Here is a 16,459-nt window from a genome sequence, read left to right as displayed (position 1 = left end):
GTCGTCCTTTCCGCGGCTTGTTTCATAAACATGTTTTATACCGGGTAATAAAAGTTAAGCTGCTGATATTCCGCCGGACTTAAGGCCCGGCGGAATAAGGGCTAGATAACTAACAGTTGGTGGTTAGCCAGCAGCGTGGCGAGATCGGTTTGTACCCCGTTGAGCGTGACTACCGTGGTCGGGTCAAAGACGCCGCCCTTACCGTCGCGGTCAATTTGAATCTCAGTGCTGCTGCCGTTCTGCACCACTTTGATGTAGTCCCCGATATTGCCCGCCCCGGCCCCCAGCTGCGCAACGCCATTGATGTAATGCGCCGATGCGTCCCCGGCGTAGCCGCTGCCCTGCAGCAGCTCACGAAGGTCAATACGGTCGCTGTCCGCCGTACCTTCCCAGGTTCCCACGCTGAAGCCGTTCACCACATCATGGCCGTTGCCGCCGGTGGCATCCGAACTGTTCAACAGCTTGTAGAGCAACGTATCGTGGCCGCCGCTGCCGATGTTGAAGGTGTCATTGCCGCCGCCGCCTTCGAAGGTGTTGTTCCCGCTATTGCCGGTGATCACGTCGTCATGGCTGGAGCCGACGATCCCTTCGATGTTGGTGAAGGTTGCCGTGTTAAAGCCGGTGTTTTGCGCCCCGGTTTTGCCCAGATCAACGGTGATGCCTACCCCGGAGTTACGGAAGTCAACCACATCCATCCCGCCCGTCGCGCTCCAGGTCTGGTGATCGGATGAAGTTTCCCAGCCGCCGCCGCCGTTATAGACGTAGGTTCCCTGCTCGGCGATAAAGGTATCGTTATAGCCAGTGCCGTTCAGCGTGCCGCCGTGAACGCCGGTGGCGGCCTCCGCCGTCAGGGCATAGCTTTCTTTCCCGTCTCCGGCGGTTAGCCCATTCCAGGTCACATTGCTGGTGACGCCGTTAATCGCTCTGACCAGCTCGGCATGGTAGGTTTCATTCGGGTTGAGGCCGTAGAAGCTCACCAGCGCCGACGCGTCGTTCGCCCCAATGCCCGACTGGGCGTTGATAATCTGCGTCGAAACCAGCTTCCCGGCAGAGTCATACAGCCGGACGGTATTGCCGTAGAAGACGTTGATCCCTTCACTGTCGACAATGCGCAGGTGCATCGCGGTACCCGGGGCGATGGTGTTGGTGTTGGCCACCAACACCACTTTCCCGTTTTGCTGAGACACCAGCAGATCCTGAGTACCGTTCCAGTCGTAGTCCGCCACCGCAACGCCCGTGACGTTAACCAGTCCTTTTGCCAGCTGGCTTTCGGTCCAGTTCTTGCCGGTGCCGTCGTTGCTAAACAGACGCGCTGTCTGACTGGTGCCGTAGGTGGAAAACTTAACAATATCCATGTCGCCATCACCGTCCCAGTCCACGGCCACGGACATATAGCCTGCGTTAGCCGCGGTCGACGTAGACTCCACGCTGGTGTAGTTGCTGTTCAACTGACCATTGCCATCGTTGTAGAAAATCTTCCCGCTGTAATTCACCGTCGCAGAGGTCACGCTCCGACCGGTGGCGATATAGAGATCCAGGTAGCCATCGCCGTTGAAGTCGGCCCACGTCATGGAGGCAGCGGTCGTCGTGTTCGCCGCGTTATCGACAAACACGTTGGCAATAGACTGCAGGGTCGTCAGCTTGCTGCCGTTGTTAGAAATCACGCTCAGCGCACTGGTCCCGTTGCTGTTGGTATGCTGAACAATATCGATGTTACCGTCATTGTTGATGTCCACGCCGGACAGTTCGCGGTAGCTGACGCCGGTCAAGCCGCCGTTGCCATTGGTCCCGTCGGCCACCATGCTACCCTTGTTGTTAATCAGGTAGGTTCTGGAGTCGCCCCCGGCGTCACCGTAGGCCAGGTCGACATAACCATCGCCGTTTTTGTCATAGGCGATAACGCCGCCGTACCAGATCGTGGTGCCGTTGGCCTGGGTACTGGTGGTATAAGTGCCATTGGCGTTGGCGATCCACATGGTCTGTACCGCGTTGCCGTAAGTGGTTTCCGTGCCGTATATATCAACGGTGCCGTTACGGTCAAAGTCCAGCGCGGTGTAGCTGACGGTATTCGCACGCGTATTAGGCAGCGACGTCTGGGTGTAACTGTTCAGATCCGTGCCGTTGTATACTGAGGTATTGGTCACCAGCGTCCACAGGCCGTTATTGTTGAGCATTAACGTGCTGGCGCTGTTGTTCGCATTGCCCGCCGTGTTCGCCCAGCTGGTGTCATTGGCCGTTTCGGCATGCACGACCAGCGATCCTGTCTGGATCCCTGTGTTGTTGCCGTTACCCGCGCTGCTCTTCACTTGGGCGGTGACGTTGTAGCTGTTCAGCCCCAGCAGGTCGCTGTCAGGAATTTGCAGATACCAGCGGTTGGATGAAGGATCGACCACCACCGGACCTCCGCGCTCGGAGCTGTACGTTTTGCCATTCACGGTCACGACCACGAATTCACCATTCATCAGTTGGGCACTGACATCCCCGGTGAGAATCGGCGTGGTATCTGAAGTCGATACCGCATCTACGTGGGCAATTGTCGTCGGCACCGAGGTATCGACCGTCAGCGTGAAGTCGTTCGACTCGGTGTAGTTCCCCGCTTTGTCCGTCACGCGCAGAACATAGTGGTAATTTCCGTCCAGCAGGCCAGAATCCGCAAAGGTCCAGCTTGTACCGCCGGTAATGGTCACCTTGCCTACCAGCACGCCATCGCGGAAGATCTGGGCAATTTCACCGTCGGCCAGCGCATGGTTCAGCGTACCGTTCAGCACCGGCGAGGTATCGTCGGTGGAGTAGCTGCTGTCGAAATTACCGGTACGCTCGCCGTCATTATCCGTATAGCTGACGATAGTGCCGACGGTATCCGGCGCTACGGTATCAACGGTGACAACCTGGGCTGCGGTTGAACCCACGTTTCCGGCCTGATCGATAATCCGCACCTGATAAAGATGGTCGCCGTCCGGCAATGTACGTCCATCCACGTAATGCCACGCCGTGCCGTTCACCACGGCATCCACCCAGCTCTGACCGCCGTCCAGGCTGATTTGCACACGCTCGTCGCTGGCAAGGGCGTGGCCCAGGGTGCCGTTCAGCGTGAGCGTGGTATCCATAGTGATAAAGTCGCTGGCGCTCTGCCCGGTATCATCCGAAATACTGTCGATGGTGATGCCGTAGGTTGGCGCGACGGTATCTACCGTTACCGTCTGGCTGGTGGTTGCTCCCACGTTTCCAGCAAGGTCGACAACGCGAACCTGCCAGGTGTGGTTACCGTCCGCAAGCTGGCGGCCATCGGTATAGCTCCAGCTTGTCCCGTTGACGGACGTGGCGTTAACCCAGTTGGCTCCGCCGTCGAAGCTCACCTGAACATATTCATTTTTGCCAAGCACCGCGCCAAGTGAGCCGTTCAGCGTCAGCGTGTTATCGTTGGTGATAAAGTCGCTGTTGCTGAAGCCGCTGTCGGTGGTGATGCTGTCCACGGTAACGGTGATAGCCGCATCCGGCGGCGTGGTGTCTACCGTTACCGTCTGAGAAGCGCTCTGCCCGACATTACCCGCAGCGTCGACCACGCGAACATAGTATTGATACGTGCCGTCAGTTAACGTTCGCCCGTCGGTAAAGTACCAGGTTGTGCCTACCGTGGTGACCGTTTTCCAGGTGAGGCCTCCGTCCATGCTTATCTGCACATATTCGCCGTCCAGCAGTGAAGCGCCCAGAGAACCGTGGATAGTCAGCGAGGTGTCGCTGGTGACAAAGTCGCTATTACTCAGCCCTGTATCGTCGGCAATGCGGTCAATGGTTACGGATTTGCTCGCATCCGGTGCCACGGTATCAACGGTGACCAACTGGCTGGTGGTTGCTCCGATATTGCCCGCATCATCAATCACGCGCAGTTGATAGAGATAATCCCCGTCGGCCAGCGTGCGGCTATCGATGTAGCTCCATGTGGTGCCGCTGATACTCACGTCAACCCAGGTTTTTCCGCCATCAATACTGATCTGGGCATGTTCACCGGCCGCCAGCGTTCCCCCTAACTTGCCGCTAATGGTCAGCGTATTGTCACTGGTAATAAAGTCGTGCGCATCGAGACCCGTATCCTGGGTAATGGCCTCAACGGTAATGGTTTTACTGGCATCCGGCGCAACAGTATCAATAGTTACGTTTTGCGTTGCCGTCGAGCCCACGTTGCCGGCATTGTCGATGACGCGTACGTTATAGGTCACGATACCGTCCGGCAGCGTGCGCCCGTCGGCATAGCTCCAGGATTTGCCGTTAACCACAAGGTCAATCCAGCTGGATCCCCCGTCGAGGCTTATCTGCGCCTTTTCGTTATTGCCGAGTGCCGCGCTCAGGGAACCTTTCACCACCACCTTGTTATCGGCGGTAATAAAGTCAGTCTTGCTCAGCCCGGTGTCGTTTTGCAGAGCGTCAATGGTAATGGTCATCTGCGGCGGTGTGGTGTCCACCGTGACGGTGCGATCTGCTCCCGCACTGTTACCGATGCTGTTGCTGACGCTGGCATGAATCACATACGAGCCGCCATCGACCAGCGCGGAAACCGCACCGCTGCCGAGGGTGTAGCTCCAGGTGCCGTCGCCGTTGACCGTGGTGGTATAGCTCTGATTATTCAGGGTGATAGTCACCGTCTGGCCCGCAGGCGCGTTGGTCACGCCGCTTATCACCAGCGGAGTGCCGTGTTCTGCGGCGCTGACAATGTTGTCCTGCGCGAAGTCATTGACGCTGATGGTCGGCACCTCGCCGTTCAGGGTCACCTGCTTATTCGCACTGCTGCTGTTCCCGGCTTTATCGCTAACGCTGGCGGAAATCTGGTAACTGCCGTCTGTCGCGCCCAGGAAGTCCTGTGCCGGGACGGTCACAGACCATGTTCCGGTGTCGCTCACCACCGCCTTATAAGAGTGATTATTGAAGGTGATGGTTACCGTCTGCCCAGGATGAGCGTCAGTGGTGCCGCTAATGACCTGGCCTGCCTGCTGCTCGGCGCTGTTGATGATGTCGTCCCCCGCCACCTTGTTAAAGGTGATGGTTGGCGGGGTAGTGTCCACCGTCAAAGTACGATCCGCGCTGCCCGGGTTTCCTGCCTTATCCTGAACGGAGGCGCTAACGTTGAAGTCACCGTCGGTAAGCTTCGCCAGGTCGTCCGCGGCAACGGTCACGCTCCAGGAGCCGTCCGTCTGCACCGTAGCTTCGTAGCTCCCGCTTCCCAGCTTAACGGTCACTTTTTGCCCGGCTTCCGCGCTGCTGGTACCGCGAATGGTTAACGGCAGCTGCTGTTCCGCCGCGTTGATCACGTTGTCACCGGAGATATCGGCGAGGGTGATGACCGGCGCTGCGGTGTCTATGGTGATGTTATGGCTTGCCGAAGTGGCGTTATTTGCGCCGTCCGTCGCCGATGCCACGACCGTGTAGCCGTTACCATGCACCAGGTTTTGTACCTGATTCGCCGGCACGGTAACGCTCCAGCCGCCGCCTTGTTGAACAGTGGTGTGGTACTGTACGCCGTTCAGCGTAACGGTCACCTGAGTGCCCACGGCCAGTTCAGCGCTACCTCCGCCGATAACCAAATCCTGCTGAGATTCTGCGGCGTTAATCACGTCGTCATCGCTAATAGTCCCGATGGTTAGCCCGACACGGACGGCGTTAACCTCAACCGTATGGGTGTTAGTGCCCTCGTTGCCGGCGCCGTCGGTGAGCGTGGCGGTAATCGTTGCCGTGCCGTTTTTCAGCGATGAAATCGCCGAAGCCGGGACGCCTATGCTCCAGTTGCCGTTGGCATCTATCTGGGTGACATACTGAGTGCCGTTGAGGGTAATAACAATTTTATTCCCTGCCGCTGCGCCGCTGCTGGAGCCAGAGATAATCTGCGCCTGAGCGTGCTCTTCAAAGTTGATGATGTCGTCACCCGCCACGACGTTAAAGCCGATCGTCGGCGCGGTGGTGTCTAGCGTTATCGTTTTGCTGCTGGTTGATCCGTTACCCGCCGCATCGCTGACGCTCGCACTAATCTGATAGTTGTTATCTGCCAGGCTCCCCAGGGCTGTAGCATCAAGCGTTACGCTCCAGGTGCCGTCCGCTTTCACTACGCCAGTATAGGTTTTTCCGTCCAGGGTCAGCGTGACCGTCTGTCCGGCTTCCGCGTTTGACGTTCCGGTGACGACGACGCCCGCGCCTGCTTCTGCGGCATTGATAACGTTGTCCGTGGCAATGGGGTCAATGGCAAGCCCCGGCGGCGTGGCATCCACGCTGAACTCACGCTCTGCGCTGGCTCCGTTGCCGTTCACGTTAGTCACGGTAGCTTTTACTGACGCATCGCCATCCTTCAGCCCAGCCATATCGCCTGCTGGCACGGTGTAACTCCAGCTCCCGTCGGCCGCAACCTGCGCCGTATAGGTGTGCCCGCCGAAAAGAATGGTGACGTTTTGCCCGGCCTCAACGTTCTGGGTCTTACCTGAAAGAACCAGATCGGCCCCTTTCTCAGCCGCGTTAAGCACGTTATCTGCTGTGATAGCGTCAACGCTGACCGCAACCGGACTGAGGTCGACATTCACCATGCGATCGATAGAGATCGGGTTCCCCGCGCTACTGCTGCCCGCGGCGGTAACAGTGACATTGCCTGCCGCCCACTGGCTGACATCTTCCGCAGGTACGGCGGCCGACCAGGTTCCGCTGGCGCTCACCGTTGCCAGGTAGCCTTTGCCGTTGATGGTGACGGTCACGGTACTGCCTGCGCTCATACCGCTAGCGCTTCCGCTAACAATCAGGTTCTGATTGTGTTCAATGGCGTTGATCACATCGTCCCCCGCCACGGTGTGGATCCGAAGACCCGGCAGGCTGGCATCAATGGTAAATTCACGTTCTGCCGTGCCGCTGTTGCCGTGCCCGTTAGTGACCGAGGCCGTGGCGGTGAGTTTTCCGTTCCCCAGGGCGGTAAGCACGCTAGCAGGCAGGTCGAGGCTCCAGCTCAGATCGCTCTGCACCGTCGCGGTGTAGGTTTTCCCCCCCAGATTGATCGTGACTGTGTCGCCGGCTGCCGCATTGCTGACTTTTCCGCTCAGAGTCTGGCCTGCTGCGATTTCAGACGCGTTAAGGACGTTGTCTGCGGTCACTGGATTAATCGTGACGCCCGGCGCGGCGGTGTCGACCAACAAACTGGCGTGAGTGCTGGCACTGTTACCGATAGCGCTTGTTGCGGTAGCGGTCAGCGTATAGTTGGCTTCGCCCAGCCCGACCAGATCGCCCGGCTGAACGTCAACACTCCAGTTACCGCTGGCGTCGGTGGTGGCGGTATAATTTTTACCGTTCAGCGTGACAATAACCGCAGTGCCCGGGGCCAGATTAGCGCTGGTCCCGCTCAGGGTTAATGTTTCCCCTTTTTCACTGGCGTTAAGCACGTTGTCACCGCTTAACGGATTGAAGCTGAGCGACGGTAAACCGGTATTGACCACAACGTCATGGCTACCGATCCCCGTATTACCTGCTGCATCCGTCAGGCTGGCGTGAATAGTGACGGTGCCGTCCGCCAGCTGGCTGACGACGCTGGCCGGGACGCCAATGCTCCAGTTGCCCGCAGCGTCCACGGTGGTGGTCCAGCTGTTGGAGCCAATGGTCACGGTAATTTTGTCCCCTGCCGCAGCGCCGCTGCTGGAACCGGAGATAATTTGTGCCTGCCCGTGCTCGGCGAGGTTAATCACATCGTCGCCCGCAACCACACCAAAGGAGATGGTCGGCACGGTGACGTCCACGCTGAAGTTATGGTTTGCGGAGGTGTGGTTGCCTGCGGCATCGCTGACGCTGGCTGCAACGGAATAGACGCCGTCACCAAGCGCAGAAGCTTTCTCCGCCGGAACGGTTATGCTCCACGTTCCGTCAGCCTGCACGGTACCGGTATAAGTTTCATTATTCAGCTTCACGGTCACGGTCTGGCCCGGCTCCGCATTGCTGGTACCGTTGATGACCAGCGGCTGCCCGGCCTCGGCTGCATTGAGCACGTCATCCCCGGCGATAGTGTTGATTTGCAGGGTCGGGGCTGCGGTATCCACGCTGATTTCACGCCCGGCCGATGCTCCGTTACCGCTCACGTTAGCGACGCTAACTTCCACAGAAGTCTCGCCGTCTTTCAACCCTTTCATATCATTAGCCGGTACGGTGAATGTCCAGCTACCGTCGCTTGCTACCTGAGTAGTGTAGGTGTGCCCGGCAAAGGTAATGGTGATGGTCTGCCCGGCCTCCACATTCTGTGTTGCTCCGGACAGCAATAAATCAGCGCCCTTCTCGGCAGCGTTCAGCACGTCGTCCCCGGCAATCTGGCCGATGGTTATCGCCACCGCGCTGAGATCAACATTGACGGTGTGATCGATGGACACCGGGTTGCCTGAGCTGCTGGTTCCGCCTGCCGAAACGGTAATATCTCCGGCCTGCCACTGGCTGACTTCGTTTCCTGGCACCACAGTCTGCCAACTGCCGTCGGCGCGTACCGTCGCGGCATAGTCTTTACCGTTGATGGTCACGGTTACCGCACTGCCTTCGCTCAGGCCGCGGCTGGTGCCGTTGATGACCAGGTTCAGGCCATGTTCAATGGCGTTGATAACGTCATCGCCCGCAATGGTATTAATCCGGATGCCCGGCAGGGCCGCGTCGATAGTGACTTCGCGAGAGCCGGTACCGGTGTTACCCGCGCCGTCCGTCACGGAAGCATTAATTTTAAGCGAGCCGTCGCCCAGTGCGGTCAGCACATCCTGGCTAAGGGCCAGGCTCCAGGTGAGATCGCTTTGCACCTTCGCGGTATAGTTGACGCCGCCGATGTTAATGGTCACGTCTGCGCCGGCCTGCACGCCGGTCACGCGCCCGGTGATCGTCTGGCCAGCGGCCAGCTCGGAGGCATTGATAATGTCGTCGATCGCCACGGCATTGATAATAACGCCCGGCAGCGTAGAGGCGACTTCCAGCGTGCTGCTCTGGCTGCCAGCGTTGCCCACGCCGTTGCTGGCGCTGACGGAAACCTCATAGAAGGCCTCGCCAAGTTTGCCCACGTCGCCTGCTGGTACGGTGGTGGACCATTTGCCGTCGTCGCCCACGGTAGCGGCATAGTTTTTACCGTTCAGATGTACGGTGACGGCGCTCCCGCTCGCCAGCCCGGTAGAGGAACCGCTGATGATGACATCCCCGGTTTTCTCATCGGCATTGAGGATGTTGTCCCCCGCAATAATGTCGATGGTCAGGGTTGGTGCCGCGGTATCGACCTTGACGCTATGAATCGCATCGCCGGTATTTCCCGCTTTGTCGGTAATGGAGGCCGTCACGGTGTAGGTGTTATCGCCCAGCGCGCTGATATCCGCCCGCGGGATGCCGACGCTCCAGTTCCCGCTCGCGTCCACTACGCCGGTGTAGCTTTTACCGCCTAGCGTAACGGTAACAATATCGCCAGCCTGCGCGCCGGTGCTGGTACCGGAGATCACCTGCGCCTGGCCGTGTTCGGTCTGGTTAATCACGTCGTCAGTAGCGACGGTGCCGATGGTCACTTCAGGCACGGTTTTATCAACCAGCACGTCGCGGCTGGCGCTGCCCGGGTTACCCGCGCGGTCTTCCACGCTTGCGGTGACGGTGACGTTACCCTCAACCAGTTTGCCGACGTCCGATGCAGGTACGGTCAGGCTCCAGTTTCCGTCTGCCTTTACCGTTGCCTGATAGCTTTCGCCGTTCAGCTGCACGGTCACGGTCTGGCCCGCCTCTGCGGTACTGGTTCCGCTGATAATCAGATCCTGCTTAGCCTCTGCGGCATTCAGCAGGTTATCCTGGCTGACAGGATCCACGGTCAGGGTCGGAGCAAGGCTGTCGACGCTGACGTTTTGCGCCGCTTCTGTGCTGTTGCCATTTTTGTTGGTCACGCTCACCTGAACGGTGGTGTCACCCTCTTTCAGGTTCACCATATCCGCCGCCGGGACGGTGTACTTCCAGCTGCCGTCCGCCTGAACCGTGGCGGTGTAGGTGTGCCCGGCAAAGGTAATGCTGACGGTTTGCCCCGGCTCTACGTTTTGCGTCGTGCCGGAGAGTTCGAGGTTGGCGCTCTTTTCGGCGGCGTTCAATACATTATCGCCGGTTATGGCGTTAATTCCGATCACCACTTCGCTGAGATCGACGGTAACCTGATGCTGGATAGCCACATCATTTCCCGCGCCGCTGCTGCCCTTCACCTCAATGGTGACGGCACCTTCTGCCCAGCGAGCGACATCTTCTCCCGGTACGGCGGCCTGCCAGCTGCCGTCCGCGCGAACGGTTGCCGCGTAGTCTTTACCGTTAATCGTTACGGTTACCGCGCTGCCCGCGCTGAGGCCGGTGCTGGTGCCGTTGATAATCAGGTTCTGGTTATGCTCGATGGCGTTAATCACGTCATCGCCCGCGACGGTGCCCACGCGCAGCCCCGGCAGGTTCGCGTCGATAACAATATCGCGACTGCCGCTGCCGGTGTTGCCGTGTCCGTTGGTCACAGAAGCAGTAATGGTCAGCTCGCCGTTGCCCAGCGCGGTGAGGATCTCTTTGGAAACCAACAGGCTCCAGCTCAAATCGTCCTGGACGGTCGCCTGATACAGCTTGCCGCCGAGATTAATAGTGACAACGTCACCTTTTACCGCCCCGGTGACGAGGCCGCTGAGCGTCTGGCCGCTGGCGATTTCCGTGATATTGAGAATATTGTCGCTGGTGACGTTGTTGATAGTAACGGTTGGCAAGGCGCTATCGACCTGCACGCTGTGGCTGTCGCTATTGCTATTACCGTGGGCATCGGTTACCGCCGCGGTCACCGTGTAATTAGCCTCACCCAGCTTGCTGACGGCAGAAGCCGGAATCGTTGTGCTCCAGCTGCCGTCGGTTCCGGCCACGGCCTGGTAAGTAATCCCGTTCAGGGTGACGGTGATGAGGGTGCCAGCGGGCTGGTTGCTGGTCCCGGAAAGCACAAGGTCCTGCCCCTTTTCCGTCGCGTTAATGACGTCATCCACCGCAATGGCGGCAATCGAGATCGCCGGCAGCGCGGTATTCACGCTCAGGCCGCGATCGGCGCTGCCGCTGTTGCCAGCCGCATCGGTGACGCTGGCGGTGATGGTGTAGCTGCCGTCCGCCAGGCCATTAATGACCGACGCCGGGATGCCGACATTCCAGTTACCCCCGGCATCAAGCGTTGTGGTGAAGGTGAACGACGTTCCCTGCCCGTTGGTCACCACGACGGTAACCACATCCCCCGCAGCAGCTCCGGTGCTGGTGCCGCTCACGGTGTGGGCCTGGTTATGCTCGCTGGCATTAATGATGTCATCGCCTGCCACGGTATCGATAGTCAGCTTCGGCTCGGTAATATCAACCAGCATGCCGCGATCGGCGTTTGCAGGGTTACCTGCTTTGTCAGCCACGGAGGCGCTGACGGTGATGATGCCGTCCTTGAGCGCGGCTAAATCATTGGCCGGAACGCTGACGCTCCAGCGGCCATCGGCGCCAACGGTCGCGGTATAGTTGACGTTATTCAGCGTCACCGTAACGTCCTGCCCCGGCTCTGCGCTGCTGCTGCCGCTGACAATCAGCGGCTGCTTCGCTTCTGCGGCGTTAAGCAGGTTATCCCCGCTCAGCGGATCGATAAGTAGCGTTGGCGCGCTGGCGTCCACGCTGTATTCCTGGGCGGCGTTTGCCGGGTTACCGTTCACGTTGCTGACGCTGACGGTCACCTGGGCATCACCGTCTTTCAGTTTTGCCATGTCGGCGGCTGGTACGGTATAGCGCCAGCTCCCGTCGTCATTCACGACGGTGGTATAGCGATGCCCGGCGAAGGTAATGCTGACGGTCTGGCCCGGCTCAACGTTAGTGGTCAAGCCGGAGAGCACCAGATCGCTGCCTTTTTCTGCCGCGTTCAGCACGTTATCGGCCGTGACGCTATTCACGCTGATGGACACCGGCGCTAAATCGACATCCACGATACCGTCGATGCTGACCGGATTTTGGGCGCCATCCTCTGCTTTTGCGGTTACCGTCAGCACGCCGTCAGGCCAGCGGCTAACGTCGCTTCCCGGTACGGCGGCGCTCCAGGTGCCGTCGGCGTTTACCGTCGCCAGATAGTCTTTGCCGTTTAGCGTCACGGTCACCACGCTACCCGCGTTGAGGCCAATGCTGGTGCCGCTGACAATGAGATCCTGGCTATGCTCCGCGAGGTTGATCACGTCATCGCCCGCGATAGTATTAATACGCAGGCCCGGCAGCTGGGCTGCGATCGTGATGTCATGATCCGTGCTGCCGGTGTTACCGCGCCCGTTGGTGACGGAGGCGTGAACGGTAAGCTCACCATCGCCCAGCGCGGTGAGCATCTCTTTGCTCAGCGGCAAACTCCAGCTCAGGTCGCTCTGGACGGTAACCGTATAGCTTTTACCGCCAAGAATGACGGTAACTTCATCTCCTGCCGCCGCGTTGAACGCGCTGCCGCTGAGCACCTGTCCGGCGTTAACCTCCGCCAGGTTGATGATGTTGTCGCCCGCGACGGTATTAATAGTGATGACAGGCAGCGAGCTGTCGACCAGCACGCTGTGACTGGCAGAATTGCTGTTACCGCTGGCATCCGTGACCGATGCGTTAACGGTATAGTTAGCTTCACCCAATTTTGCGACGTCCAGCGCCGGGATCTTAACGCTCCAGGCACTGCCGTTGACGACGGCAGCATAGTCAACGCCGTTCAGATTCACGGTGATTTGTGTCCCGTCCGGCTGGTTGCTGGTCCCGCTAATGGTAACTTCTGCGCTCTTTTCTGCCGCGTTAATCACGTCATCCTGCGCGATGACATTGATGGTGATTTGCGGCAGTCCGGTAGCAACATCAAACGCCAGCGAGCTGCCGCCGACGTTGCCTGCTTTATCCGTCACCGCGACCGTTGCGGTATATTTGCCGTCTGCCAGACCGCCTATCACCTCTGCAGGCAGGCCAATGCTCCAGTTTCCACCGGCGTCCAGCACCGTAGAATACTCGACGCCGTTAACGGTGACTTTAACGCTGTCGCCCGCGGCCGCGCCGGTGGCTTTACCGGACAAGATCTGCGCCTGGGAATGTTCGGTGCGGTTAACGATGTTATCGCCAGCGAAAACATTGATGGTGACCACCGGCACGGTGGTATCGACCAGCATGCCGTGGTTGGTACTGGCCGGGTTGCCTGCTATGTCGCTGACGCTGGCGCTGATAGACCAGTTACCGTCGGTTAGATTAGCCAGGTCTGCAACCGGCACGGTGATGCTCCAGGTGCCATCGGCCAGCACCTGCCCGGTGTAGCTTTGGTTATTGAGGTTCACGGTGACCGTTTGCCCCGGCTGTGCGGTGCTGGTACCGGTGATGACCAGGTCTTGTGCCGCTTCGGCATGATTAAGAATATTGTCAGCCGTGACGCTGTGGAGCGTGATTGACGGTGGCTGGGTATCGACCAGCACTTCCCTTGCGCCGCTGGCGCTATTACCGCTGGCATTGGTAACGCTCACGGACACTTCTGCGCGGCCATCAATCATGTCGCGCATATCCGCCGCTGGCACGGTATACGTCCAGTCACCGTTTTCGTTAACGGTTGTGGTGTAGGTGTGCCCGGCAAATTTAATGACTACAGTTTGCCCGGTTTCTACGCCCTGAGTTTTCCCGCCCAGGGTAAGATCTGCGGCCTTCTCAACCGCATTCAGCATGTCATCGCTGGTCACGCTGTTGATGGAGATAGCGACGGAGTTCAGGTCAACGTCCACCGGGCGGGAGGCCGCAACCGGGTTGCCCCATTCATCGGCAGAACTGGCGCTAATGTCCAGCTTACCGTTCGGCCAGCTGGCCAGATCGCTTGCCGGGATCCCTATTTGCCAGATGCCGGTGGCGCTTACAGCCGCCGGGTAATCCACGCCATTCACGCGTACGGTAATAATTGTCCCGGCGTTGAGGTGTGAGCTGGTGCCGCTCACCGTCAAATCCTGATGCTGCTCGATGGCGTTAATCACGTCATCCCCGGACACGGTATTGATGCGCAGCCCCGGGAGCTGAGCGTTGATATTAAAGCTGCTGTCGCCCCGGCCTGTATTGCCGTGACCGTTGGTCACGGACGCAACCACGGAGACATCGCCATCGCCCAGCGCCTGCAGGTCGCCCGCAGAAACAGTGATGCTCCAGGTCAAATCGCTTTGTACTTTGGTGGTGTAGTTTTTTCCACCTACGTTAAGGGTAACCGTGTCGCCTTCACGCGCGCCGGTGACTCGCCCGCTCAGCGTCTGGTCGTTAGCGATTTCGCTGTTGTTGATGCGGTTGTCGCCCGCGAAGGTCGACACCACTACCGTAGGCAGTGCCGTATCAACCAGCAGCGTCGCATTCGCCGTCCCCGTATTTCCCGTACTGTCCGTGCCGCTGACGCTCAGCGTGTAAGTGGTATCGCCCAGCTTGACGACATCATCAACGGGTACCTGAACCTGCCAGACACCGCCCTGAACGTCCGCGGTATAATTGACGTTATTCAGCCTGACGGTGACGGTGCTGCCGTCCGGTAAATTGCTGGTGCCGCTCAGCGTTAACGGCTGAGTCGCCTCAATGGCGTTCAGCACGTTGTCCTGGCTTATCGGATGGAAGGCAACCGCTGGCGGCGTAGAGCTGACGGTGATGTCATGGTCTACTCGGCCACTGTTTCCCGCCGCATCGGTGATGGTTACGGTAACGGTATTTGTGCCTTCCGGCAGCGATGAAATAATTTCTTTGGGTACGCCCACGCTCCAGCTGCCGTCCTGCTGCACGCTGGTTTGGAAGGTTTCTCCTCCAATAGAAACGGTGACCTTGTCTCCAGGGGCTGCGCCACGGCTGGTGCCAGAAATGATCTGTGCCTGACCCTGTTCGCTGACGCTGAGAATATCATCCCCGGCCACGGTATTGACGCTGGCTTCCGGCGGCGTGGTGTCTACCAGCAGGGACGCGTTAGTGGTGGTGGTGTTGCCCGCTTTATCGCTGACGCTGAAGTTCAGCGTGTAGCTATTGTCCGCCATAGTCTGCACATCACCCGCCGGCACGGTCATGCTCCAGCTGCCGTCTGCGCTTACCGTTGCGGTATAGGTTTTGCCGTTAAGCTTAAGCGTGACCACCTGCCCGGCTTCGGCGTCAGTTTTACCGCCGATGATCACCGCCGCGCCGTGTTCAACCGCATTAATGATGTTGTCGTCGGCGATGGCATTTACCGTTAGCCCAGGCGCTTTCGTGTCCACCACCAGCGTTTCACTGGCAGTGACATTGTTGCCTGCGGCGTCTTTCCCGCTCACGGCTACCGTCCAGCTCCCGTCCGCCAGGTTTTTGGCGTCGGCTGCAGGCACGGTTACGCTCCAGCTGCCGTCGCTACCTACGGTTGTGCTGTAAGTTTTCCCGTTCAGGGTGAGGGTTAACGCCGTGCCGCTGGCCAGCGCCTGCGAACTGCCGCTGATGATAACGTCATTTGCCTGCTCCGCCGCGTTGATCATATTGTCGCCTGCCGTCGTCGCGACGGTCAGTGAAGCCTGAGCGGTAACAACATTGAGGGTAATATCCCCGGCAGAGGTGACTTTATTGCCGTCGATTTGCACCACGCTGTAGGTGTGCGTCCCGTCCGGCTGCTCGCTCAGCAGCACTTTCCAGTTGCCGTTGCTGTCGACCATGGTGCTGGCAATGGTGTTGCCGTTGCTGTCTTTGACCTGAATAGTGGCTCCCGGCTGTCCGGAGCCGCTGAAGGTTGGCGTTGCGTCATCGGTCACCGCGTTGCTGCTCAGCAGCCCTTTGCTGTCGCCTTTGTTGTCGGTAACCGTGAACGTTGGCCGGGCGCTTTCGACCTCTTTGGTATTGTCGATAACGGTGGTGTGTGACTTCCCGCCGCCGTGTGCCAGCAGCGCCCCGATACCCGCGCCCCCGGCCACGGCACCAGCAACCCAGCCCCACGGCACATCGCCGAGCGCAGAGCCGTCCATGAATGGTGCAATGGATTCAATGGGGACGGAGGTTGCCGTTAAAGCCGTGCCCTGGGTGCCAACCGCGGCGCCCGCTTCGTCGAAAGTGATATGCGTCAGTGCCTTGCCGTCATCAAACACCAGTTCTGAATGGTGCCCAGACCGCCCTTCTTCCTCCACAAAATAGCCATTGCAGCGAATAACGCTGCCGTCTTTCATGTATACCAGCAGATCGTTGCCCTGACGCAGATAGTGCGCCACATCTTTAGCGCTGCCGTGAATCTGAATGACAGAGGGGGATGAAAGCGACACAGAGAGATTCCCATCGCCTGTTACCAGGGTTTTCTCTGCGTCCTTGCGGGAAATAACTTCAAGAATCTTACTCATAGCACTTCTCCTTATATATGCCGGAACGAGGCATACGGTATTAATTTTTGGATGTGGAAACCCCTGAGAATTCCGGATCTCATTTCACATCAACTTATTTTTATGTGGCGGGGCTAAGCCACTAC

Annotated in this window: 1 protein-coding gene; it reads right to left on the bottom strand. The window is 58.9% G+C overall.

The features are described from left to right. Positions 1-101 precede the first annotated feature (101 nt). The gene (locus tag ACREYP_RS10705; protein WP_498881335.1) at positions 102-16,334 is read right to left on the bottom strand and encodes an Ig-like domain-containing protein; all 16,233 of its coding nucleotides are present in this window, start codon (positions 16,332-16,334) and stop codon (positions 102-104) included. Between the last annotated feature and the right edge of the window lie 125 nt (positions 16,335-16,459).

It is taken from the genome of Enterobacter sp. TMH.L2 (assembly GCF_050847315.1).
GTDB lineage: Bacteria > Pseudomonadota > Gammaproteobacteria > Enterobacterales > Enterobacteriaceae > Cedecea.
This window is presented reverse-complemented; position numbering and strand designations above follow the sequence as displayed.

Bases quoted from the DNA above. Each gene is read 5' to 3' on its own strand.
- ACREYP_RS10705 (WP_498881335.1), bottom strand. From the start codon at position 16,334: ATGAGTAAGATTCTTGAAGTTATTTCCCGCAAGGACGCAGAGAAAACC.